The following is a 23,122-nucleotide window of genomic DNA, read 5'->3' as shown; positions in this document are numbered from 1 at the left end:
CCGTGAAGGCGGTCGTACCGTCGGCGCCGGCGTCGTCGCCAAGATCCTGAAGTAAGCAATACCCGGATGGGTAGGGTGGGCTTTCAAGCCCCTCTATCCATCTTTGCTGTAAAAGTAGTACTATGTATGGTTCCGCAAGCCAATGCACTGCGGAACAAGTTTGAAGTGTTTAGGGGCATAGCTCAATTGGCAGAGCGTCGGTCTCCAAAACCGAAGGTTGTAGGTTCGATTCCTACTGCCCCTGCCACCGCCAGGATAAACCCGCGGGAGATCATCGCGAGTTACGCATTCACGGCGGCTCGCGTCGCAATATGTCTAATACCAGCGTAGAAACCGTAACTAGTACCGCCGACCGAGTCAAGCTCGGGCTGGCGGTTCTCGTCGTTATTGCTGGCATCGTCGGGTTTTCCGTGCTTAGCGCACAGCCGATGGCCGCCCGTATTGGCGTATTCGTCGGCGGCCTCGTGATCGCCGCTGCGATCGCCTGGTTCAGCGAGCCCGGCCGCCGCACCCTGAGCTTTGCCAGCGAGTCCTACAACGAAGTCAAGCGTGTCGCGTGGCCCACCCGCAAGGAAACGACCCAGATGACGGGTATCGTTTTCGCGTTCGTGGCGATCATGGGCATTTTCATGTGGGTGCTCGACAAGGGCATCGAATGGATTCTCTACGGCCTGCTGTTGGGCTGGAAATAAGGACGGCGAATGAGTAAGCGTTGGTATGTCGTCCATGTGTACTCCGGCATGGAAAAAAGCGTACACAAGGCCCTGAACGAGCGCATCGAGCGCGCGGGCCTGCAAACGTCTTTTGGCCGCATTCTTGTGCCCTCCGAGGAAGTCGTCGAGGTCAAGGGTGGCCAGAAGTCGATCACCGAGCGCCGCATTTTCCCCGGTTACGTCCTGGTTGAAATGGACCTGACCGACGAAACGTGGCACCTGGTCAAGAACACCAACCGAGTCACCGGCTTTTTGGGTGGTTCGGGCAATCGTCCGACCCCGATTTCCGAAAAGGAAGTCGAAAAGATCCTCTCCCAAATGGAAGAGGGCGTCGAGAAACCCCGCCCCAAGATCCTGTTCGAAGTGGGCGAGATGGTTCGGGTCAAGGAAGGTCCATTTGCGGACTTCAACGGCAACGTCGAAGAAGTCAACTACGAAAAGAGCAAGGTTCGCGTGTCGGTCACCATTTTTGGTCGCGCCACGCCCGTCGAACTCGATTTCAGCCAGGTCGAAAAGACCTGAAATTAACCCCCGGGGAGCCCCGTCCGCACTGGTCGGGGCGATATCACCCGCAAGGAGCAAAGCATGGCGAAGAAGATCGTCGGCTTTATCAAGCTGCAAGTACCGGCTGGTAAGGCTAACCCCTCCCCCCCGATTGGCCCGGCCCTGGGTCAGCGCGGCCTGAACATCATGGAATTCTGCAAGGCGTTCAACGCCAAGACCCAAGGCATGGAGCCTGGTCTGCCGATTCCGGTGGTGATCACCGCCTTCGCGGACAAGAGCTTCACCTTCATCATGAAGACCCCGCCCGCGACGGTCCTCATCAAGAAGGCTGCTGGCGTGCAAAAGGGTTCGGCCAAGCCGCATACCGACAAGGTCGGCACGCTGACCCGCGCTCAAGCTGAAGAAATCGCCAAGGCCAAGGGTCCTGACCTGACCGCCGCTGATCTGGACGCCGCTGTGCGCACGATCGCTGGCAGCGCCCGCAGCATGGGCATCACGGTTGAGGGGATCTAATCATGGCAAAGTTGTCCAAGCGCGCCGCCGCTATTGCGCAAAAGATCGACCGCACCAAGCTGTACCCGGTCGCTGAAGCCCTGACCCTGGTCAAGGACACCGCCGTCGCCAAGTTCAATGAATCCATTGACGTGGCCGTGCAACTCGGCATCGACCCGAAGAAGTCGGACCAACTGGTTCGCGGTTCGGTCGTGCTGCCCGCCGGCACCGGCAAGTCGGTCCGCGTGGCCGTGTTCGCCCAAGGCGACAAGGCTGAAGCCGCCAAGGCCGCTGGCGCCGACATCGTTGGTCTGGACGACCTGGCCGACAGCATCAAGGCCGGTCAAATGGACTTTGACGTCGTCATCGCCTCGCCCGACACGATGCGTGTCGTCGGCGCCCTGGGTCAGATCCTCGGCCCGCGTGGCCTGATGCCGAACCCGAAGGTCGGCACCGTGACCCCCGACGTCGCCACCGCTGTCAAGAACGCCAAGGCCGGTCAGGTTCAGTACCGTACCGACAAGGCTGGCATCATCCACGCAACGATCGGCCGCGCGTCGTTCGGCGTGGAACAGCTGCAAACCAACCTGGCCGCTCTGGTCGACGCCCTTCAAAAGGCTCGTCCCGCCGCTGCCAAGGGCATTTACCTGCGCAAGCTCGCCGTTTCGTCCACGATGGGCGGCGGTGCGCGCGTTGAAATTGCCTCGCTGTCGGCTTCCAACTAAGCCAACAGCAGTAAACGTACTTTGGGCTGCATCCGGATTCCTCCGGATGTTGCTGTCAAAGACCGCTGGAGCAGGGCAGTGGAAGGGATAACACCCTTCCTCACGGAAAGCAGCATCACCGCTGCCCCGCTTAATACCGGAGCTTTACTTAGTCCGGATCCAGCGTAGACGGCGTCCCCAGGAAGATTTCTTTACCCGAAGAACTCGTCCAGGCGCCGCATTCGGTTGACGCGCAAGGCTCCGGCCCCAGGCGTCTTTTGATGGAGTGTTCAAACCGTGAGTCTCAATCGTCAAGAGAAAGCGGTGGTAATCGAGGAAGTCTCGGCGGAAGTCGCCAAGGCACAATCGATTGTTATCGCTGAGTACCGTGGTCTGGACGTCGCCTCTGTCACCGTACTGCGCAAAACTGCGCGTGAATCGGGCGTGTATCTGCGTGTTCTGAAGAACTCGCTGGCCCGTCGTGCTGTTGCCGGCACGGCTTTCGAGCCGTTGGCTGAGCAACTGACCGGTCCGCTGATCTATGGCATCAGCGCTGATCCGGTTTCGGCGGCCAAGGTCATTGCTGGTTTCGCGAAAAGCAACGAAAAGCTGGTCATCAAGGCGGGCGCTCTGCCCAACAGCCTGCTGACCCAAGATGGTGTGAAGGCCCTGGCCACCATGCCCTCGCGCGAAGAGTTGCTGTCGAAACTGCTTGGCACCATGCAAGCCCCCATCGCGCAATTCGTGCGTACGCTCAACGAAGTTCCGACCAAGTTCGCCCGTGGCCTCGCTGCCGTGCGCGACCAAAAGGCAGCGGCCTAATCGCCCTGTTGTCCGGAATTCGCTGAACGACGAAGCGACACCCAAACCCTGGCATTACCAAAATATTTGGAGTTCTGAAAAATGGCACTTAACAAAGCTGAAATCCTTGACGCCATCGCTGGCATGACCGTGCTCGAGCTGTCCGAGCTGATCAAGGAAATGGAAGAGAAGTTCGGCGTGTCGGCTGCTGCCGCTGCCGTCGCTGTCGCTGCTCCCGCCGCTGGTGGCGCTGCCGCTGCTGCTGAAGAGCAAACCGAGTTCACCGTCGTCCTGCAAGAAGCCGGCGCGAACAAGGTCAGCGTCATCAAGGCCGTGCGCGAGCTGACCGGTCTGGGTCTGAAGGAAGCCAAGGACCTGGTCGACGGCGCTCCGAAGCCCGTCAAGGAAGCTGTGGCCAAGGCTGACGCCGAAGCCGCCAAGAAGAAGCTGGAAGAAGCTGGCGCCAAGGTCGAAGTCAAGTAAGACCTGCGTCAACTGCCCGGGGACAGCACAGTTTTGCAGTCCCCGGGCTTTTGCGTTTCCAGGAAACCCCTACTGCGGGTATGCCCATTCAGTGGGGTTTCCTGGAGTCGTATCACCTGGGGCCGTGGTTGACGGCCCATGCAACCTCGAGTCGGAGTGCTCATGCCTTACTCGTACACCGAAAAAAAGCGCATCCGCAAAAGCTTCGCCAAGCGTGAAGACGTTCAAAACGTTCCTTTCCTTTTGGCGACTCAGCTTCAATCCTACCTAACTTTCCTGCAGGCGGATACCGCCCCGTCCGAACGCGTAGCCGACGGTTTGCAGGCGGCGTTCTCGTCGATTTTCCCGATCGTTAGTCACAACGGTATGGCGCGCTTGGAGTTCGTGAGCTATGTGCTCGGCGAACCGGTGTTCGATGTCAAGGAATGTCAGCAACGTGGCCTGACCTATGCCTCGCCCCTGCGAGCCAAGGTCCGCCTGGTGCTGCTTGACCGCGAAGTCAGCAAGCCCACCGTGAAGGAAGTGAAGGAACAGGAAGTCTACATGGGCGAAATTCCGCTCATGACGGGCACGGGTTCCTTCGTCATCAACGGCACCGAGCGTGTCATCGTTTCGCAGCTGCACCGCTCGCCTGGCGTGTTCTTCGAACATGACCGCGGCAAGACGCACAGCTCCGGCAAGCTCCTGTTCTCGGCCCGCGTGATTCCTTACCGCGGCTCGTGGCTGGACTTCGAATTCGACCCGAAGGACGTCCTGTTCTTCCGCGTCGACCGCCGTCGCAAGATGCCTGTCACGATCCTGTGCAAGGCTATCGGCATGACGCCGGAATCCATCCTGGCCAACTTCTTCGACTTCGACAACTTCGAACTGAAGAGCGAAGGCGCGATGATGGAATTCGTGGCCGAGCGCTGGAAGGGCGAAATGGCCCGTTTCGACATCGCCGACCGTTCCGGCAAGGTGATCGTCGAGAAAGACAAGCGCATCAACGCCAAGCATCTGCGCGACCTGGCTGCCGGTGGCATCCAGCGCATCTCCGTGCCGGAAGACTTCCTGTACGGCCGCGTGCTCGCCAAGAACATCGTTGACGAAGATACCGGCGAAGTCATCGCCAACGCCAACGACGAGATCACGGAAAGCGTGCTCGGCGCCCTGCGCGCCGCCAACGTCCACGATTTCCAGGCGCTCTACACGAACGACCTGGACCGCGGTCCCTACATCTCGCAAACGCTGCGCACCGACGAAACCGCCGACCAGATGGCCGCGCGCGTCGCCATCTACCGCATGATGCGTCCTGGCGAACCGCCCACCGAAGAAGCGGTGGAAGCGCTGTTCCAGCGTCTGTTCTACAGCGAAGAAACGTACGACCTGTCGCGCGTCGGCCGCATGAAGGTCAACAGCCGTCTGGGCCGTGGTGAAGACATCACCGGTCCGATGACGCTGACCAACGAAGACATCCTTGAAACCATCAAGGTGCTGGTCGAACTGCGTAACGGCCGTGGCCAGATCGATGACATCGATCACCTGGGCAACCGTCGTGTGCGTTGTGTGGGCGAACTGGCCGAGAACCAGTTCCGCGCCGGTCTCGTGCGCGTCGAGCGCGCCGTCAAGGAACGTCTGGGCCAGGCCGAGACCGAAAACCTGATGCCGCACGACCTGATCAACTCCAAGCCGATCTCGGCCGCCATCAAGGAGTTCTTCGGTTCGAGCCAGCTGTCGCAGTTCATGGACCAGACCAACCCGCTGTCGGAAATCACGCACAAGCGTCGCGTTTCCGCACTGGGCCCGGGCGGTCTGACTCGCGAGCGCGCCGGCTTTGAAGTCCGTGACGTGCACCCGACCCACTACGGCCGCGTCTGCCCGATCGAAACGCCGGAAGGCCCGAACATCGGTCTGATCAACTCCATGGCGCTGTACGCTCGTCTGAACGAGTACGGCTTCCTGGAGACGCCTTACCGCAAGATCGTCGACGGCAGCGTCAGCGACCAGATCGATTACCTGTCGGCCATCGAAGAAAGCCACTACGTCATCGCGCAGGCGAACGCCGCGCTGGACGAAGATGGCCGTTTCGTGGACGACCTGGTCGCCTGCCGTGAAGCTGGCGAAACGATGCTGACGTCCCCGGCGAACGTGCACTACATGGACGTGGCTCCGTCGCAGATCGTGTCGGTTGCGGCCTCGCTGATTCCGTTCCTGGAACACGACGACGCGAACCGTGCACTGATGGGCGCCAACATGCAACGTCAGGCCGTGCCTTGCCTGCGTCCGGAAAAGCCGGTCGTGGGTACGGGTATCGAGCGCACCGTGGCCGTTGACTCGGGCACCACCGTGCAAGCGCTGCGTGGCGGCCTGGTCGACCACGTTGACGCCGAGCGCGTCGTTATTCGCGTGAACGACGAAGAAAACGTCGCCGGCGAAGTGGGCGTCGACATCTACAACCTGATCAAGTACACGCGTTCCAACCAGAACACGAACATCAACCAGCGTCCGATCGTGAAGCGTGGCGACAAGGTCGCCAAGGGCGACGTGCTGGCTGACGGCGCATCGACCGACCTGGGCGAACTCGCCCTGGGTCAGAACATGCTGATCGCGTTCATGCCCTGGAACGGCTACAACTTCGAAGACTCGATCCTGATCTCCGAAAAGGTCGTGGCGGATGACCGCTACACCTCGGTGCACATCGAGGAACTGACGGTTGTCGCTCGCGACACGAAGCTCGGCCCTGAGGAAATCACCCGCGACATCAGCAACCTGGCTGAAACGCAGTTGAACCGCCTGGACGATTCCGGCATCACGTACATCGGCGCCGAAGTCAGCGCCGACGACGTGCTGGTCGGCAAGGTCACGCCGAAGGGCGAAACCCAGCTGACGCCGGAAGAAAAGCTGCTGCGCGCCATCTTCGGTGAAAAGGCGTCCGACGTTAAGGACACCTCGCTGCGCGTGCCTTCGGGCATGACGGGCACCGTGATCGACGTGCAGGTGTTCACGCGTGAAGGCATCGTGCGCGACAAGCGCGCCCAGTCCATCATCGACGATGAACTGCGCCGCTATCGCCAGGACCTGAACGACCAGCTGCGCATCGTTGAAAACGACCAATTCGACCGTATCGAAAAGATGCTGGTCAACAAGGTCGTCAACGGCGGCCCGCGCAAGCTGGCCAAGGGCGCCACGATCACCAAGGCCTACCTGGCTGATCTGGACCGCTGGCAGTGGTTCGACATCCGCCTGGCCGATGAGCCGCACGCCGTCGTGCTGGAGCAGGCCAAGGAATCGCTCGAGCAGAAGCGTCATCAGTTCGATCTGGCCTTCGAAGAGAAGCGCAAGAAGCTGACGCAGGGCGACGAGCTGCCCCCGGGCGTGCTGAAGATGATCAAGGTCTACCTGGCCGTGAAGCGTCGTCTGCAGCCTGGCGACAAGATGGCAGGTCGTCACGGCAACAAGGGTGTGGTGTCGCGCATCACCCCGGTGGAAGACATGCCTCACATGGCTGACGGCACGCCGGCCGACATCGTTCTGAACCCGCTGGGCGTGCCCTCGCGGATGAACGTGGGTCAGGTGCTGGAAGTTCACCTGGGCTGGGCAGCCAAGGGCGTGGGCCACCGCATTGCCGACATGCTGCGCGACGAGCGCACGGCGCAGGTCAAGAACGTCCGCGCGTACCTGGACAAGGTCTACAACACGACCGGCTCCGGCGCGCGCATCGACGAACTGACCGACGACGAAGTCATGGAAATGGCTCAGAACCTGAAGAACGGTGTTCCGTTCGCGACGCCCGTCTTTGACGGCGCGACCGAAGAGGAAATCACCAAGATGCTGGAACTGGCCTATCCGGACGACGTTGCCGAGCGCATGGCGTTGACGCCGTCGCGCACGCAGGCATGGCTGTTCGACGGCCGCACGGGCGAGCAATTCGAACGCCCCGTGACGGTCGGCTACATGCACTACCTGAAGCTGCACCACTTGGTCGACGACAAGATGCACGCGCGTTCCACCGGCCCGTACTCGCTGGTGACCCAGCAGCCGCTGGGCGGTAAGGCGCAGTTCGGCGGTCAGCGTTTCGGGGAAATGGAAGTGTGGGCGCTGGAAGCGTACGGCGCCGCCTACACCCTGCAGGAAATGCTGACGGTGAAGTCGGACGATATCAACGGTCGTACCAAGGTTTACGAAAACATCGTCAAGGGCGACCACGTGATCGATGCCGGCATGCCGGAATCGTTCAATGTGCTGGTCAAGGAAATCCGCTCGTTGGCCCTGGACATGGATTTGGAGCGTAACTAATGAAAGCGCTACTCGACCTCTTTAAGCAAGTCTCGCAAGACGAGCAATTCGATGCCATCAAGATCGGCATCGCCTCGCCCGAGAAGATCCGTTCGTGGTCCTACGGCGAAGTTCGCAAGCCCGAGACCATCAACTACCGCACGTTCAAGCCCGAGCGCGACGGCCTGTTCTGCTCGAAGATCTTTGGCCCGATCAAAGACTACGAATGCCTTTGCGGCAAGTACAAGCGCCTGAAGCATCGTGGCGTGATCTGCGAAAAGTGCGGCGTCGAAGTCACCGTCGCCAAGGTTCGCCGTGAACGCATGGGCCACATCGAGCTGGCCAGCCCCGTCGCGCACATCTGGTTCCTGAAGAGCCTGCCGTCGCGTCTGGGCATGGTGCTCGACATGACCCTGCGCGATATCGAACGCGTCCTGTACTTCGAAGCCTGGTGCGTGATCGAACCCGGCATGACGCCGCTCAAGCGCGGCCAGATCATGTCGGATGACGATTTCCTCGCCAAGACCGAAGAGTACGGCGACGACTTCCGTGCCCTGATGGGCGCGGAGGCCGTGCGCGAACTGCTGCGCACCATCGACATCGACCGCGAAGTGGAAACGCTGCGCGGCGAACTGAAGGCCACCAGCTCCGAAGCCAAGATCAAGAAGATCTCCAAGCGCCTGAAGGTGCTGGAAGGCTTCCAGAAGTCCGGCATCAAGGCCGAGTGGATGGTCATGGAAGTGCTGCCCGTGCTGCCGCCGGACCTGCGTCCGCTGGTGCCGCTGGACGGCGGCCGCTTCGCGACCTCCGACCTGAACGACCTGTACCGCCGCGTCATCAACCGCAACAACCGCTTGAAGCGCCTCTTGGAGCTCAAGGCGCCGGAAATCATCCTGCGCAACGAAAAGCGGATGCTGCAGGAAGCCGTCGACTCGCTGCTGGACAACGGTCGCCGCGGCAAGGCCATGACGGGCGCCAACAAGCGCCAGCTCAAGTCGCTGGCCGACATGATCAAGGGCAAGAGCGGTCGTTTCCGTCAGAACCTGCTGGGCAAGCGCGTCGACTACTCGGGCCGTTCGGTCATCGTGGTGGGTCCGCAGCTCAAGCTGCATCAGTGCGGTCTGCCCAAGCTGATGGCCCTGGAACTGTTCAAGCCGTTCATCTTCAATCGTCTGGAGATGATGGGCCTGGCCACGACCATCAAGGCTGCCAAGAAGCTGGTCGAAAGCCAGGAACCGGTGGTCTGGGACATCCTGGAAGAAGTCATCCGCGAACACCCGGTCATGCTGAACCGTGCGCCCACGCTGCACCGTCTGGGCATCCAGGCGTTCGAGCCGGTGCTGATCGAAGGCAAGGCCATCCAGCTGCACCCGCTGGTTTGCGCGGCGTTCAACGCCGACTTCGACGGTGACCAGATGGCCGTCCACGTGCCGCTGTCGCTGGAAGCCCAGCTTGAAGCGCGCACGCTGATGCTGGCTTCGAACAACGTGCTGTTCCCGGCCAACGGCGAACCGTCGATCGTGCCGTCGCAGGACATCGTGTTGGGTCTGTACTACACGACGCGCGAGCGCATCAACGGCCGCGGCGAAGGCATCTTCTTCACCGACGTCGCTGAAGTTCAGCGTGCCTACGACAACGGCGAAGTCGAGCTGCAAAGCCGCGTCACCGTGCGTCTGAAGGAACACGAGCGCGACGAGAACGGCGAATGGCAACCGGTCATCCGTCGTCACGAGACGACGGTCGGCCGCGCGCTGCTGTCCGAGATCCTGCCCAAGGGCCTGCCCTTCACCGTCTTGAACAAGGCGCTGAAGAAGAAGGAAATCTCGCGCCTGATCAACCAGTCGTTCCGCCGCTGCGGCCTGCGCGACACGGTGATCTTCGCCGACAAGCTGATGCAGTCGGGCTTCCGCCTGGCAACGCGCGGCGGTATCTCCATCGCCATGGGCGACATGCTGATCCCGACCGCCAAGGAAGGCATCCTGGCCGAAGCCAGCCGCGAAGTGAAGGAAATCGACAAGCAGTACTCGTCGGGTCTGGTCACGTCCCAAGAACGCTACAACAACGTTGTGGACATCTGGGGCAAGGCTGGCGACAAGGTCGGCAAGGCGATGATGGAACAACTGGCCACCGAGCCCGTGACCAACCGTCACGGCGAAGAAGTGCGCCAGGAATCGTTCAACTCCATCTACATGATGGCTGACTCGGGCGCCCGCGGTTCGGCCGCCCAGATCCGCCAGCTGGCCGGTATGCGCGGCCTGATGGCCAAGCCGGACGGTTCCATTATCGAAACGCCCATTACCGCAAACTTCCGTGAAGGCCTGAACGTACTCCAGTACTTCATCTCCACCCACGGTGCGCGTAAGGGTCTGGCCGATACGGCACTGAAGACCGCGAACTCGGGTTACCTGACCCGCCGTCTGGTCGACGTGACGCAGGATCTGGTCATCACCGAAGACGATTGCGGCACGTCGCAGGGCTACAACATGAAAGCCCTGGTCGAAGGCGGTGAAGTCATCGAACCGCTGCGCGACCGTATCCTCGGCCGCGTGGCTGCCGTGGACATCGTCAACCCCGACACGCAGGAAACTGCCATCGTCGCGGGCACGCTGCTGGACGAAGACCTGGTCGACACCATCGACCGCATCGGCGTGGACGAAGTCAAGGTCCGCACGCCGCTGACCTGCGAAACGCGTCATGGCCTGTGCGCGCACTGCTATGGCCGTGACCTGGGCCGCGGCTCGCCGGTCAACCAGGGCGAAGCCGTCGGCGTTATCGCGGCTCAGTCCATCGGTGAACCGGGCACGCAGCTGACGATGCGTACGTTCCACATCGGTGGCGCGGCGTCGCGTTCGGCGCTGGCCAGCGCGGTGGAAACGAAGTCCACCGGTACGGTCGGCTTCGCCAGCACGATGCGCTACGTCACGAACGCCAAGGGCGAACGTGTGGCGATCTCGCGCTCGGGCGAACTGGCGATCTTCGACGACAACGGCCGCGAACGCGAACGCCACAAGATCCCGTACGGCGCGACCGTGCTGGTGGGCGACGGCGAAGCCGTGAAGGCTGGCGCGCGTCTGGCGACGTGGGATCCGCTGACCCGTCCGATCGTGTCGGAATACGGCGGCGCCGTCCGCTTCGAGAACATCGAAGAAGGCGTGACCGTTGCCAAGCAGGTGGACGAAGTCACCGGCCTGTCGACGCTCGTCGTCATCACGCCCAAGACCCGTGGCGGCAAGATCGTCATGCGTCCGCAGATCAAGCTGGTCAACGAAAACGGCGAAGACGTCAAGATCGCCGGCACCGATCACTCGGTGAACATCTCGTTCCCGGTGGGCGCGCTGATCACGGTGCGTGACGGCCAGCAGGTTGCCGTGGGTGAAGTTCTGGCGCGTATTCCGCAAGAATCGCAAAAGACCCGCGACATTACCGGCGGTCTGCCGCGCGTGGCTGAACTGTTCGAAGCCCGTTCGCCCAAGGATGCCGGCATGCTCGCCGACGTCACGGGTACGGTTTCGTTCGGCAAGGACACCAAGGGCAAGCAGCGTCTGGTCATCACCGACCTGGAAGGCGTGAGCCACGAATTCCTGATTCCGAAGGAAAAGCAGGTTCTGGTGCACGACGGCCAAGTGGTGAACAAGGGCGAAATGATCGTGGACGGCCCGGCCGATCCCCACGACATCCTGCGCCTGCAAGGCATCGAAAAGCTGGCCACGTACATCGTCGACGAAGTGCAGGACGTTTACCGTCTGCAGGGCGTGAAGATCAACGACAAGCACATCGAAGTGATTGTTCGTCAGATGCTGCGCCGTGTGAACATCGTTGATGCGGGCGACACCGAGTTCATCCCGGGCGAGCAGGTCGAGCGCTCCGAGCTGCTGAACGAAAACGACCGCGTCACCGCCGCCGACCTGCGTCCGGCCAGCTACGACAACGTGCTGTTGGGTATCACGAAGGCCTCGCTGTCGACCGACTCGTTCATCTCGGCCGCCTCGTTCCAGGAAACCACGCGTGTCCTGACCGAAGCCGCCATCATGGGCAAGCGCGACGACCTGCGTGGCTTGAAGGAAAACGTCATCGTCGGCCGCCTCATTCCGGCGGGTACCGGCCTGGCGTACCACCATGCACGCCGCGACAAGGAACAGCTGGAGGCTGCGGAACGCGAAGCCGCTCGCCAGCAGGCCAATCCGTTCGAAGACTCGCCGGTCACGGTGGGCTCGGACGCCGAGACGCCCGCTTCCGACATCGGTACCGAGGATTCCGCCGAATAAGCGGATCACCCCGGACGGCTTTCCTCCGCCTCGCGGCGGGGGGAAACCCGAAAAGCAAAAGGCCGCTGATGCAGATCAGCGGCCTTTTTTCTTGCGCGAGCAAGGGTGCGGCAGTACTACTTGGCGGTCTGCGCGCGCGCGCGCTGGAATGCCGGGCCCCAGGCCGGATGGCCGGCTTCGTTGGCGGCGAGTTCGAAGCTGGGATCCAGGACCAGAATCCGGACGAAGCTGTCTTCGCACAGCTGCGTATAGCGGGTGACGCAGTAGCTGAACGCCTGCAGCTTATAGGCTTCGATGCGTACGTCCTTGCTAGAGGCCGCCAGTTCGTCGGAGGTGGCGACCCGGCGGATCACTTCGCCGTAGCGTCCGGCGCTGTACTGGTCTCGCACCTGCTGCAACTGGTCCAGTGCTTCTGCGGTGGGGGGGCTTTCGGGCTGCAATTTAGCGATGCCCGTGCAACCGGCCAATAGGGCCGATACGCCAAGCAGAGTGCTCAGGATGCGAATTTTCATGGCTTCCAAAGGTGTAGATTGATGAGGCGACACGCTATCGTGCCACAGCCTGATGCGCTCGGACATTTTCGGCAATGTCCTAACGTTGCGGATTGGATAATATTCCGCCTAAATCACCCCTGAACCCGTTTTGGCGCACGCGCAGCTTCGACCATGTCTTCTTCCGCCGGCTTGTTGACGCCGCGTGGCCCTTTTTCCGGCGCCGCGCCGCTAGCCCTGCGCCCGTTGAGCGCCATTGCCGCCAGCGCGGCAGGTGGCGTTCCGGAATCGCGCATCAAGCGGCTCCTTTCCGACCTTCTGCCCTCCCTGGTTGCCCTGCATGCGCAGGGTGAAATCTGCGGCGACATCTCTCTTGAAACCGTGGGCATGGACGAGGGCGCCCGCGCACAGCTTCTGCCCGAATTGACCGTTCCGCGCTCACGCCGTGCCAGCAGGACACCCGCGGCTGGGTTTGCGCCCTTTGAGCTGTACACGGATTCCATGGAGTGGCCGCGGGGGCCCTGGAGTGACGTCTATTCCCTGTGCGCCGTGGCGCACGCGCTCGTTACGGGCAGCCGACCGCCTCCCGCTCCCGAGCGCCGGGCCAGCGACTCCTACGAGCCGTTGACCTCGTTGGGGCTGTCCAGATATGGGCAGGACTTCCTCGGCGCCATCGATGCCGGGTTGTCTATGGATCCGCAGGCTCGGCCGCAAACGCTCGCCGAGTTTGCCGGCCTGCTGGGCCTGGCGGCCTACGACGAGCCCGTAGCGCAGGAAACCGTGATCGCCGAAGCGGCCAGCGCCGCGCCGGCTCCCGGTCTGCACGACAGGCACGCGCCCGCCCGCCGGCGCAGTCCCTTGCTCCTCATCCTGCTTATCGTTGCGCTGATCGGCGCCGGGGTCTATGCGTGGTTCAAGTCGGGCATGGGCGAGCCCAATGCGTTGATCACCCGCTCCGAAGTCGTGCAGCCCAATCCTCCTGTGGTGCACCCTTTGCCGCAGCCCGCGGCGCCAACGTCGACACCTGCGCCGACCGCCTCCCAGCTTCCAGCAGACCTCCCGCCCCTGACGGCGAGCGGCGCGAATCCGGCTCCGGCGACGACACCGGATCCTGCAACCGCGCCGCCCGCGGCTGATCCGGCGGCGACCACCACGGCGCCGACCGCGCCGGCGGCCCAGGAGCCGGCGCAGACGCCCGCCGCCACCGAAGAGGCGGCCAAGCCCAAGCCGTTACCGGTTACCGTGCGACTGGACATCCGTCCGTGGGGCGAGGTGTGGATCAACGGCGTGGCGCGCGGCGTCAGTCCTCCTGTAAAGGAGCTCAAGCTGATCCCGGGCAAATATCAGGTGGTTGTGCGCAACGCGGATCTGCCGCCTTTGCGGATGACACTGGAGGTCCGAGCGGGCAGGCCTGCGGTCATCTCGCACACGTTCCAATAGACGTAGCCGACCGGGCTGGGCGCCGGCCGAACCAGCCGGGCCAGATTCGGCCTACGCCTTCGGCAGGCGCAGCATGAACCGCGAACCGACGCCCGGCTCGCTCTGCACGTCGATGCGACCGCCATGGCGGTCAGCCACGGTATGGACGAACGCCAGGCCGAGCCCCGCACCGCCGACATCGCCGCGGTTTTCCACCCCAACGCGCGTAAATGGCTCGAACAATCGGGCAAGGTCTTGCGCCGCGATGCCCTGGCCTTGATCCTGCACGCTGACACGCCAGAAATCAGCTTCCTCGTCGACGCTGCATTCAATGTGTGTATCGGCCGCGCTGTACTTGATGGCGTTGTCGACGAGGTTGCATAGCGCCCGCATCAGCAGCGTCTGATCGCCGCGGGTGTACGCCACAGGCAGGGGCGTTTTGACGTCCAGCCGGATCCCACGCTTACTGGCGGACGGCCAGAGATCATCCACCGCGTCCTGCAGCAGGCTTGCCAGGTCCAGCTCCGTCGCGTTGATCGTCATGGACTCGGCCCGTGTCAGGTGCACGAAGTCGTCGACGAGCCGCAGCGTGCGATTGGCCAGCGATGCGATGCGGTTCAGCGTATCGCCCTGTCTGGCCGGACCATTGCCCTCCTGCGACATTTCCACCAGCGCCAGGATCGAACTCTGCGGCGCGCGCATGTCATGCGAAATGAAGCGCAAGGTCTCTTCGCGCTGGCGCTCGGCCCGGCGGATGCGTGAAATGTCCGTAAGGGTCGCCACGGTTCCAGCGAACTGGCCTTCGGCAGTATGGATGGGCGCGCATTTCAGGATCAGGTCGCGGCCTGCGTGGTCGCGCACTTCGAGGTCGGCGCTCCAGGGCGAGGCGGCATGGGCAGGACTGCGTCCGCTCAGCACTTCGGCTACGCGGACGCGCGCCGTTTCGTCCGAGAGGGTTCGTTCGAGCAGATGGATGGCCGGGCGGCCGACACGGGGAGGGCGGATACCGAGCCGCTGGAAATACTGGATGGCGGCCTGGTTGCGGAACCGCATGCGGCCTTCCTGATCGAAGACGAGCGTTGCATCCGGCATGCCGTCCAACCCGTCCGCCAGGAATCGACGAAGGTTGCGCACGCGCGCCAACGCGCGTTGCAGCTCCCCGACCCGGCTCTCCAGTGATGCGCTGGTATTCGTCGGCTGGACTCGCGCCTCGTTGAGGATCGGCGGATACTCGCGTTGCAGGCGGCGCAGCTCATTGTCCATGTAGCGCAGCGCGGCCTCCTGGCTGCGCCAGCTCCAGAGCGGGTAGCACAGGGCCACAGCAGCCATTGCAGCAGTCGGCGCGAACCACAAGTACGCCTGCGCCAGCAGCAGCCACGATGCCAGCGGTATGCCCGCAAGAAGCGCGAGACTGACGAGAAGCGCCTGCTTGGGTGACAGCCGCCACAACGCCAGGCAGGCAAGCAGCACCGGCAGCAAGGCAAACAGGGCGTTCGCCCAGGACGGCGGACGTTGATAGGCGATGTCGGAACGCGCAGCCTGAAGGATGTTCGCGATGATCTCCACGCCGGAAATGCCGCTGACGTCATGCGATACGGGCGTTGGATAATCGTCGCCCAGGCCGGTGGCCCACGCGCCTACCAGCACGTATTTTCCGCGCAGTTCTTCCGGTGGAACATCGCCGCGCAGGACAGACAGATAGGAGATCGTCCGCGTGTGGGCGGGCGGGCCGGCATAGGGAATCAGGATTCGGCCTTCGGCGTTCGCGCGCTGCATCAGCCGGCGCGCCTGTTCGTCGTCGCCGCCCACATGCAGCATCGAGATGGCCAGGTGGTTCCGGCGGTCGCCGGCAAATTGCGTCGTGAGCGCGGCTTCGCGCACCACGCCGTCTGGATCTATTACCGCGTTGATAAAGCCGGTGGAGGCCGCGGCCTGCTCGAGTTCGGGGATGGGCAACCCGATCGCAGTGGGATTTTTGATTCGGTCCAGAACGACCGGCAGCACGATTCGGCCATTGCGCCGGATGCTGTCGGCAAGGATCGCATCGTCGCCGGGTCTGCCGGTATTCGCTTCCGCAAAGATAAGGTCCAGGCCGACGGCCCTGACGCCGCTCAGTCGGTCGAGCAACGCGGCGTGGACGGCGCGCCGCCATGGCCAGCGCCCAAGCGCCTCGATGCTGGCGTCGTCGATCGCGACGACAACGATGCCGGCGTCGGCAGGGCGTCCCGTCATCATGACCGCGCGATCGTAGAACACCTGGTCGAGCCGGCCCAGACCATTGAACGAGCCAAGGAAAGCCGCCAGCAGTGCCAGCGCGACCGTCAGCCATAGCCCCGAACGCGATGGCCGGTCGTGCGAGTCCACGGGGTCGGCCATGGCGCGAACGCTAGTAGGCGGTCAACGTCACGAGTCCCCCGGCGCCGCTGCTGACGCCCAGGCCGTACGACGTCATCAACATGCTGGCGCCTTCAAAGGACCGGACCGAGTCCCGCCCGTGCAAGCCCAGGTTGTCCACGGCCCGCACGGATACGTAGAACGTGCCTGGGCCGGGAGCGCTGAAGCGGATGTCGGGGGTGGCAAAGAGGGTCGAAGATACGGGCAGGGCGCCGTCCGGATCGCGCGAGACACGCACCAGGTAACCTTGCGCGCCTTCGACGGGCGCGAAAGTCGTGGTCCATGCTGCACCGGTCCGCGCGGGTTCGGCAAGCTGCGGCGCCGCCAGCAGCGCACGCACGCCGGATACCGTCCCGTCGGCGCCCACGGCAGCGCCATAGCCTTGGGCCACGGCCACCGGTTCGGCCGGCGCCGCGCCCGGCGCGTGCGCCTGCAGCCGCACGCTGCCTTCAAGCACTTCGCTGTGCGCGCCTTGCGCGCCGCTTTGCACGCGGAATCGGGTGCCCCGCACGCCCGTGACCGCGACCGGCGTACGGATTTCAAATCGGCCGACGCCCTGGCCCTGCGGCGCGACGGACGATTCCACGCTTCCGCGTCGCACGTTGATGAGCGAATCCGTCAGCGCCGTCCCTTCGAACTGGCGCAGACGCGTCAGTTCCACTGCGCCGTTCGACGGCAATGTCAGCGTCGACCCATCGGCCAGTTGCAGCGTGACGAAACCGTTCGGAGCGGTTTCAACGGTGCTGCCTTCCGCGACGGGCGTTCCAGGCTGGACCGACTTTCCGTTCATGTCCGCCTGACCGCTGACGTGCACCACGCGTGCCTCTGCGTCGCGCATGGGAATCATGGACAGGGGGATGTGCAGTTCGAGCCCGATAGGCAGGCGTTCCGGCGAAGCAATCTGGTTGAGCGATTGCAGCCGGGCCCAGTTGGACTGGTCCCGCGTGTACCGGGCGGCCAGGTCGATCAGGGTCTCGCCCTGGCGGATGCGATGGATGAAGTCTTCACCCAGTGCGCCGGCCGGCTGGCTGCGCGCGGGGGCGGCGAGTGCGATGCAGGCAATCAGGACAAACAATGAAAGCGCGCGGAAGCGGCTCATGACTATCGGTTCTCCGTGGATACAGGCAACGCGATCACGCCGGACTGCCCTGGCCTTCCTCGGAAGGGCTGAACAGTTCAAGCCGGTAGCCAAGTGCATAAGAGGAGGTCAGGCGTACGCCGTGTTGGGGGCGCAACTGAAGCTTCTGGCGAATGTTCGACAGGTGGGTGTCCAGCGTGCGCGATGTGGCGGGTATCTCGCGGTTCCACACGCACTCCGCCAACACGTCGCGCGACATCAATCGGTTCAGATTGCGGAAAAACAGCAACGCCAGTTCGAATTCTTTGGGCGCAAGCGCAATCGGCACGCCGTCCAGCTGAATGGCGCGCGAAGCTGGGTCGACACGATACCGGGCGACCTCGAACGCTTCGTCGGCCGGTTCGGCAAGCTGGCTGCGGCGCAGCAGTGCGGCGACGCGCGCCAATAGTTCGAGGGGACGCATCGGCTTGACGATGTAGTCGTCCGCACCCGCCCGCAGGCCCTCGACGAGGTCGTCTTCGCTGGACCGATTGGTCAGGAAAATGACGGGAATGCGGGCGCCGATGTTGGTGCGCAACCAGCGGACCACGTCGTCGCCATCGATATCGGGCAGATGCCAGTCCAGCAGCACCAGATCAAAGGCTTCAGTGCGCAAGGCGGCCAGGAGGTCCCGGCCTTGGTGATAGCTGGTGCATGCATAGCCGGCGGTGGTCAGCACCTGTTGGATGCGCCGGGCCTGGTCAAGGTCGTCTTCCAGCGACGCGATTTTCATCAAAGCGAGTTCTCGCGAAAATTGGCTGCGCAGGCGCGCTCTGTGGCGACCTATTGCAATAACGGGTGGGGTTTTTTGTGTAAACGAATGATAACTCGGTAGGTACGGTTGACGGCTACGTTATGGCAAGAACTGTCAAACATTGCAAAGTTGACGAATCTTGACTGGAGTTGTTGCACCCGTGGGCGCCACACTGACTGCATCGAATACGCCAGCCGCGATCAACGCGGCGGCGCAAGGGGAGGGAATGCAGACCGGAACCGATATGAATCAATTGCGCACACTTGTGATGTCCCCGGATGAAACCGTACGCGGCCCCGCCGTGTCTACACTGCTGCAGGCAGGTATCTCCGCCCGCGGCTGTTCAACTTCGTTGGAACTGTTCGGATTGCTCAGCGGCGGCGGCAACGACGCAGTGGTCCTTGATCTCGGCGCCTCGGGCGAAATCGGTTATGCCCTGATCGCCCGGTTGCGAGGCTCAACTCCGCTGGGCATCGTGGTGATCGGCCGCGGAATGTCGGTGGACAGCCGTCTGCGGTGCCTTCAGAGCGGCGCAGACGCGTGCCTCCCTGACCCCCAAGACCCGCGCGAACTCGTTTGTATCCTGCTGTCGCTGGGAAGACGTCTGCCTGTCGCCGAACCCGCGCCCGCCGCCGAAGACACCGGCAACGGTCGATGGGAGCTGCGCGACCAGGGGTGGACGCTGGTCGCTCCCACGGGCGTAACCCTGTCGCTCTCGGCCAACGAGCGCCTGATCGTGCGGGCCCTGCTGGATGTCGCCGGAAGGGCGGTGGGCCGCGATGCGCTCGGCGATGAACTGCAAGTCGAAGGAGCCGCTACGCGCGCCAGCAGTGCGCGCAGCATCGACGTCATCGTCAGCCGCTTGCGCCGCAAAGCCGAGCAGACCGGGCTCATGCTGCCGATTCGTACCGTCTACGGCAGCGGCTACCTCTTTACAGCTCAGTAGCCTCAAAGGCGGTACACTGCCACGCGCCGGCACCCTTGTCAGGGATTGCCCGCAGGGTGCTCCGCAGGCCGTCTTTGGCGGCGCGTCGAGTTTGCCGCGACTTGCACATTACATGGCCCCAATTTTCGCCAGCGGCGGCCAAGTGCCCCTCTTCTCGCGCCAACAGCCCACTTCGGGGTGCTTACAAAAAACTTTGACAGTAGCCCTTGATCTCAGTTATGCTAAAGGGCTTACTGCTTTATTTCGCGCGCAAAATCTGCACGCTAAGGCAAACAGTTCAGGGCAGGGAAACGAAGGTGCGTCACGAGCCTTTTGTTTTCAGATCCATCAGTAGCAATTGTTTTTCCTGGCTGCATCCGGTTTTGTGCGTTTGTCATGGTTTGTTGGCAAGCCCGCTCTTTTACGTATTTGAACGTTTGAGGCGGTTTTGCGCGAACTGCCTTCTCCGAAAAGCTCATCCGCTCAAGGAGACGAGTACGTAAGTACTTACCAGTGGTACGTAAAAGGGATTTCAAAGGTCATGCCTACCATTAGCCAACTCGTGCGCAAGCCGCGCGAAGTCAGCATCATCAAAAGCAAGAGCCCCGCGCTCGAAAACTGCCCGCAACGCCGCGGCGTGTGCACTCGCGTGTACACCACCACCCCCAAGAAGCCGAACTCCGCTCTGCGTAAGGTTGCAAAAGTGCGTCTGACCAACGGTTACGAAGTCATTTCGTACATCGGCGGTGAAGGCCACAACCTGCAAGAGCACTCGGTGGTTCTGGTGCGTGGCGGCCGTGTGAAGGACTTGCCCGGTGTGCGTTACCACATCGTGCGCGGTTCCCTCGACCTGCAAGGCGTCAAGGACCGTAAGCAAGCCCGCTCGAAGTACGGCGCCAAGCGCCCGAAGAAGGCTTAATAAAAAGTCAGTAGTACCCCGCGTGGCGGAAGTCCGTCACCAGGGAAGTGCGACCGCGCCATCCAGATGATGGGAAGGTGCGCGGCACGTAAGGGGTCGTCCCAATGGGCGGCCATGGCCGTGTAATGAAACACGGTTCAACTGAACAGACACAAGGAAGCAACAATGCCCCGTCGTCGCGAAGTACCCAAGCGCGAGATTCTGCCCGATCCCAAGTTCGGCAGCGTCGAGCTCGCCAAGTTCATGAACGTCGTCATGCTGGACGGCAAGAAGGCCGTCGCCGAGCGCATCGTTTACGGCGCCCTCGAGCAAGTGCAAACCAAGACCGGCAAAGAGCCGATCGAAGTTTTCAGCCTGGCGATCAACAACATCAAGCCGATCGTCGAAGTCAAGAGCCGCCGCGTTGGCGGTGCCAACTACCAAGTGCCGGTTGAAGTGCGCCCCGTGCGCCGCCTGGCCCTGGCTATGCGTTGGCTCCGTGAAGCCGCTAAGAAGCGTGGCGAAAAGTCGATGGATCTGCGCCTTGCTGGCGAACTGATCGACGCCTCCGAAGGTCGTGGCGCCGCGATGAAGAAGCGCGAAGACACGCACAAGATGGCAGAGGCCAACAAGGCCTTCAGCCATTTCCGCTGGTAATTTAAGGACTAATCCACCATGGCCCGCAAAACCCCGATCGAGCGCTATCGCAACATTGGTATCTCTGCGCACATCGATGCAGGGAAGACCACCACGACCGAACGTATCCTGTTCTACACCGGCGTCAATCACAAGATTGGCGAAGTGCATGATGGCGCAGCCACCATGGACTGGATGGAGCAAGAGCAAGAGCGTGGCATCACCATTACGTCGGCTGCTACGACGGCGTTTTGGCGTGGCATGGCCGGCAACTACCCCGAGCACCGCATCAACATCATCGACACCCCGGGACACGTGGACTTCACCATTGAGGTGGAACGTTCCATGCGCGTCCTGGACGGTGCTTGCATGGTCTACTGCGCGGTGGGCGGTGTTCAGCCCCAGTCCGAAACCGTGTGGCGTCAAGCCAACAAGTACGGCGTGCCGCGTCTGGCCTTCGTCAACAAGATGGACCGCACCGGCGCCAACTTCTTCAAGGTCTATGACCAGCTGAAGAACCGCCTGCGCGCCAATCCCGTGCCGATCGTCATCCCCATCGGCGCCGAAGACACGTTCCAAGGCGTGGTCGACCTGGTCAAGATGAAGGCGATCATTTGGGACGAAGCCAGCCAAGGCACCAAGTTCGACTACAAGGACGTTCCCGCCGAGCTGGAAGGTCTGGCCAACGAATGGCGTGAAAAGCTGGTTGAAGCCGCCGCTGAGTCGTCGGAAGAGCTGATGAACAAGTACCTGGAAACGGGTTCCTTGGACGAAGCCGAAATCAACCTGGCCATCCGTCAGCGCACCATCGCCGGCGAAATCCAGCCGATGCTGTGCGGCACCGCCTTCAAGAACAAGGGCGTGCAGCGCATGCTCGACGCGGTCATCGACTACCTGCCTTCGCCCGTGGATATTCCCCCGGTTGACGGCCAGGACGACGACGGCAACGCCATCAAGCGCAATGCTGACGACAACGAGAAGTTCTCGGCGCTGGCATTCAAGCTGATGAGCGATCCGTTCGTCGGTCAGCTGACCTTCGTGCGTGTGTACTCGGGCGTCCTGAAGTCGGGCGATACGGTCTACAACCCCATCAAGGGCAAGAAGGAACGTATCGGCCGCATTCTGCAGATGCACGCGAACAACCGCGAAGAAATCAAGGAAGTTCTGGCGGGTGACATCGCCGCCGTGGTCGGCCTGAAGGACGTGACCACCGGGGAAACGCTGTGCGACATCGACTCCCACATCCTGCTCGAACGCATGATTTTCCCGGAGCCCGTGATTTCGCAGGCCGTCGAACCCAAGTCGAAGGCTGACCAGGAAAAGATGGGTCTGGCGCTGTCGCGTCTGGCTCAGGAAGATCCGTCGTTCCGCGTGCGTAGCGACGAAGAATCCGGCCAAACCATCATTTCCGGCATGGGCGAGCTCCACCTGGAAATTCTGGTCGACCGCATGAAGCGCGAATTCGGCGTGGAAGCCAACGTCGGCAAGCCGCAAGTGGCCTACCGCGAAACGATCCGCAAGGTCTGCGAAGAAGTCGAAGGCAAGTTCGTCAAGCAGTCGGGCGGTCGTGGTCAGTACGGTCACGTGGTGCTGAAGGTCGAGCCCCTGGCTCCTGGCGGTGGCTACGAATTCGTGGACGCCATCAAGGGCGGTGTGGTTCCTCGCGAATACATCCCCGCGGTGGACAAGGGCATCCAGGAAACGCTGCCTTCGGGCATCCTGGCTGGCTACCCGGTCGTGGACGTCAAGGTCACGCTGTTCTTCGGTTCGTACCACGACGTGGACTCGAACGAAAACGCGTTCAAGATGGCCGGCTCGATGGCATTCAAGGAAGGTATGCGCAAGGCTAGCCCTGTGCTGCTGGAACCGATGATGGCCGTTGAAGTCGAAACGCCTGAAGACTACGCTGGCACCGTGATGGGCGATCTGTCCTCGCGTCGCGGCATGGTTCAAGGCATGGACGACATGGTCGGCGGCGGCAAGACCATCAAGGCTGAAGTTCCCCTGGCCGAGATGTTCGGTTACGCCACGAACCTGCGTTCGCTGACGCAAGGCCGTGCCACGTACACGATGGAATTCAAGCATTACTCCGAGGCTCCCAAGAACGTCGCTGACGAAGTCATCGCCGCTCGGGCCAAGTAAATAACCCTTGCCGGGTCCGCCTCACCGGGCGGCCCGGCAAAAATCAAGTTTCCTTGAAAGTCAAAGGATAGAGATCATGGCAAAAGGCAAGTTTGAACGTACCAAGCCGCACGTGAACGTGGGTACGATT

General features: G+C 62.4%; 17 protein-coding genes and 1 tRNA gene. 14 read left to right on the top strand and 4 right to left on the bottom strand.

Features of this window, described 5'->3' with window-relative positions; all coding sequences use genetic code 11:
* Nucleotides 1–171: 171 nt before the first annotated feature.
* The 9 genes from RT614_RS28860 to rpoC all read left to right on the top strand — a co-directional run bounded on the left by RT614_RS28860 (nucleotide 172) and on the right by rpoC (nucleotide 12,216).
* Nucleotides 172–247 (top strand) — tRNA-Trp (locus RT614_RS28860).
* A 64-nt stretch (nucleotides 248–311) separates the two neighbouring features.
* Nucleotides 312–692: a preprotein translocase subunit SecE gene (secE, locus tag RT614_RS28855; RefSeq protein WP_313626000.1), complete on the top strand. Its 381-nt coding sequence runs from the start codon at nucleotides 312–314 to the stop codon at nucleotides 690–692.
* A 9-nt stretch (nucleotides 693–701) separates the two neighbouring features.
* The gene (gene nusG / locus RT614_RS28850; protein ID WP_006389586.1) at nucleotides 702–1,235 is read left to right on the top strand and encodes a transcription termination/antitermination protein NusG; all 534 of its coding nucleotides are present in this window, start codon (nucleotides 702–704) and stop codon (nucleotides 1,233–1,235) included.
* Between the two features lie 63 nt (nucleotides 1,236–1,298).
* The gene (gene rplK, locus RT614_RS28845) at nucleotides 1,299–1,730 is read left to right on the top strand and encodes a 50S ribosomal protein L11 (RefSeq protein ID WP_006227005.1); all 432 of its coding nucleotides are present in this window, start codon (nucleotides 1,299–1,301) and stop codon (nucleotides 1,728–1,730) included.
* Nucleotides 1,731–1,732: 2 nt separating this feature from the next.
* Nucleotides 1,733–2,434: a 50S ribosomal protein L1 gene (gene rplA / locus RT614_RS28840; protein WP_056571949.1), complete on the top strand. Its 702-nt coding sequence runs from the start codon at nucleotides 1,733–1,735 to the stop codon at nucleotides 2,432–2,434.
* A gap of 276 nt (nucleotides 2,435–2,710) precedes the next feature.
* On the top strand, nucleotides 2,711–3,235 hold the full coding sequence (gene rplJ / locus RT614_RS28835; protein WP_313625999.1) for a 50S ribosomal protein L10: 525 nt from the start codon (nucleotides 2,711–2,713) through the stop codon (nucleotides 3,233–3,235).
* 81 nt (nucleotides 3,236–3,316) lie between these two features.
* A complete protein-coding gene (rplL, locus tag RT614_RS28830) occupies nucleotides 3,317–3,697 on the top strand; it encodes a 50S ribosomal protein L7/L12 (RefSeq protein WP_008157777.1) in 381 nt (126 codons plus the stop codon).
* Nucleotides 3,698–3,859: 162 nt separating this feature from the next.
* On the top strand, nucleotides 3,860–7,972 hold the full coding sequence (gene rpoB / locus RT614_RS28825) for a DNA-directed RNA polymerase subunit beta (protein WP_313625998.1): 4,113 nt from the start codon (nucleotides 3,860–3,862) through the stop codon (nucleotides 7,970–7,972).
* Nucleotides 7,972–12,216 carry a DNA-directed RNA polymerase subunit beta' gene (gene rpoC, locus RT614_RS28820; RefSeq protein ID WP_313625996.1) on the top strand — a complete coding sequence of 1,415 codons (4,245 nt, stop codon included), beginning with the start codon at nucleotides 7,972–7,974 and terminating at the stop codon, nucleotides 12,214–12,216. The genes rpoB and rpoC overlap by 1 nt, the downstream gene beginning before the upstream one ends.
* Before the next feature lie 116 nt (nucleotides 12,217–12,332).
* On the opposite strand, the gene RT614_RS28815 is transcribed toward rpoC, so the two are convergent.
* Nucleotides 12,333–12,728, bottom strand: a complete 396-nt coding sequence (locus RT614_RS28815) for a TssQ family T6SS-associated lipoprotein (protein WP_313625994.1) — start codon at nucleotides 12,726–12,728, stop codon at nucleotides 12,333–12,335.
* 153 nt (nucleotides 12,729–12,881) lie between these two features.
* Between RT614_RS28815 and RT614_RS28810 the strand changes: the two genes are divergently transcribed.
* Nucleotides 12,882–14,147: a serine/threonine protein kinase gene (locus tag RT614_RS28810; RefSeq protein WP_313625992.1), complete on the top strand. Its 1,266-nt coding sequence runs from the start codon at nucleotides 12,882–12,884 to the stop codon at nucleotides 14,145–14,147.
* 51 nt (nucleotides 14,148–14,198) lie between these two features.
* Here the strand turns inward: RT614_RS28810 and RT614_RS28805 are convergent, their stop codons facing one another.
* The 3 genes from RT614_RS28805 to RT614_RS28795 are packed head-to-tail and all read right to left on the bottom strand — an operon-like array spanning nucleotide 14,199 to nucleotide 18,370.
* Nucleotides 14,199–16,502 carry a CHASE2 domain-containing protein gene (locus RT614_RS28805; RefSeq protein WP_313625990.1) on the bottom strand — a complete coding sequence of 768 codons (2,304 nt, stop codon included), beginning with the start codon at nucleotides 16,500–16,502 and terminating at the stop codon, nucleotides 14,199–14,201.
* A gap of 10 nt (nucleotides 16,503–16,512) precedes the next feature.
* A complete protein-coding gene (locus RT614_RS28800) occupies nucleotides 16,513–17,619 on the bottom strand; it encodes a FecR domain-containing protein (RefSeq protein WP_313625988.1) in 1,107 nt (368 codons plus the stop codon).
* Nucleotides 17,620–17,653: 34 nt separating this feature from the next.
* Complete coding sequence (locus tag RT614_RS28795; protein WP_313625986.1) at nucleotides 17,654–18,370, bottom strand: response regulator transcription factor; 717 nt, start codon at nucleotides 18,368–18,370, stop codon at nucleotides 17,654–17,656.
* A gap of 181 nt (nucleotides 18,371–18,551) precedes the next feature.
* Between RT614_RS28795 and RT614_RS28790 the strand changes: the two genes are divergently transcribed.
* The 4 genes from RT614_RS28790 to fusA all read left to right on the top strand — a co-directional run bounded on the left by RT614_RS28790 (nucleotide 18,552) and on the right by fusA (nucleotide 22,992).
* Nucleotides 18,552–19,337 (top strand): response regulator transcription factor, encoded by a 786-nt coding sequence (locus RT614_RS28790; protein ID WP_409558534.1) that lies wholly within the window; start codon nucleotides 18,552–18,554, stop codon nucleotides 19,335–19,337.
* 520 nt (nucleotides 19,338–19,857) lie between these two features.
* Nucleotides 19,858–20,235: a 30S ribosomal protein S12 gene (gene rpsL, locus RT614_RS28785; protein WP_005017264.1), complete on the top strand. Its 378-nt coding sequence runs from the start codon at nucleotides 19,858–19,860 to the stop codon at nucleotides 20,233–20,235.
* Nucleotides 20,236–20,400: 165 nt separating this feature from the next.
* Entirely contained in the window at nucleotides 20,401–20,871 is a 471-nt protein-coding gene (rpsG, locus tag RT614_RS28780; RefSeq protein ID WP_006216561.1) for a 30S ribosomal protein S7, read from the top strand.
* Between the two features lie 18 nt (nucleotides 20,872–20,889).
* The gene (fusA, locus tag RT614_RS28775) at nucleotides 20,890–22,992 is read left to right on the top strand and encodes an elongation factor G (RefSeq protein ID WP_313625984.1); all 2,103 of its coding nucleotides are present in this window, start codon (nucleotides 20,890–20,892) and stop codon (nucleotides 22,990–22,992) included.
* Nucleotides 22,993–23,122 lie beyond the last annotated feature (130 nt).

The organism is Achromobacter sp., from assembly GCF_032102605.1.
In the GTDB taxonomy this organism is placed as follows: domain Bacteria; phylum Pseudomonadota; class Gammaproteobacteria; order Burkholderiales; family Burkholderiaceae_B; genus Achromobacter.
This window is presented reverse-complemented; position numbering and strand designations above follow the sequence as displayed.

What these genes read in the sequence shown, in the direction of transcription:
- secE (WP_313626000.1), top strand. Translation starts at nt 312, where the DNA reads ATGTCTAATACCAGCGTAGAAACCGTAACTAGTACCGCCGACCGAGTC.
- nusG (WP_006389586.1), top strand. Translation starts at nt 702, where the DNA reads ATGAGTAAGCGTTGGTATGTCGTCCATGTGTACTCCGGCATGGAAAAA.
- rplK (WP_006227005.1), top strand. Translation starts at nt 1,299, where the DNA reads ATGGCGAAGAAGATCGTCGGCTTTATCAAGCTGCAAGTACCGGCTGGT.
- rplA (WP_056571949.1), top strand. Translation starts at nt 1,733, where the DNA reads ATGGCAAAGTTGTCCAAGCGCGCCGCCGCTATTGCGCAAAAGATCGAC.
- rplL (WP_008157777.1), top strand. Translation starts at nt 3,317, where the DNA reads ATGGCACTTAACAAAGCTGAAATCCTTGACGCCATCGCTGGCATGACC.
- rpoB (WP_313625998.1), top strand. Translation starts at nt 3,860, where the DNA reads ATGCCTTACTCGTACACCGAAAAAAAGCGCATCCGCAAAAGCTTCGCC.
- rpoC (WP_313625996.1), top strand. Translation starts at nt 7,972, where the DNA reads ATGAAAGCGCTACTCGACCTCTTTAAGCAAGTCTCGCAAGACGAGCAA.
- RT614_RS28815 (WP_313625994.1), bottom strand. Translation starts at nt 12,728, where the DNA reads ATGAAAATTCGCATCCTGAGCACTCTGCTTGGCGTATCGGCCCTATTG.
- RT614_RS28810 (WP_313625992.1), top strand. Translation starts at nt 12,882, where the DNA reads ATGTCTTCTTCCGCCGGCTTGTTGACGCCGCGTGGCCCTTTTTCCGGC.
- RT614_RS28805 (WP_313625990.1), bottom strand. Translation starts at nt 16,502, where the DNA reads ATGGCCGACCCCGTGGACTCGCACGACCGGCCATCGCGTTCGGGGCTA.
- RT614_RS28800 (WP_313625988.1), bottom strand. Translation starts at nt 17,619, where the DNA reads ATGAGCCGCTTCCGCGCGCTTTCATTGTTTGTCCTGATTGCCTGCATC.
- RT614_RS28795 (WP_313625986.1), bottom strand. Translation starts at nt 18,370, where the DNA reads ATGAAAATCGCGTCGCTGGAAGACGACCTTGACCAGGCCCGGCGCATC.
- rpsL (WP_005017264.1), top strand. Translation starts at nt 19,858, where the DNA reads ATGCCTACCATTAGCCAACTCGTGCGCAAGCCGCGCGAAGTCAGCATC.
- rpsG (WP_006216561.1), top strand. Translation starts at nt 20,401, where the DNA reads ATGCCCCGTCGTCGCGAAGTACCCAAGCGCGAGATTCTGCCCGATCCC.
- fusA (WP_313625984.1), top strand. Translation starts at nt 20,890, where the DNA reads ATGGCCCGCAAAACCCCGATCGAGCGCTATCGCAACATTGGTATCTCT.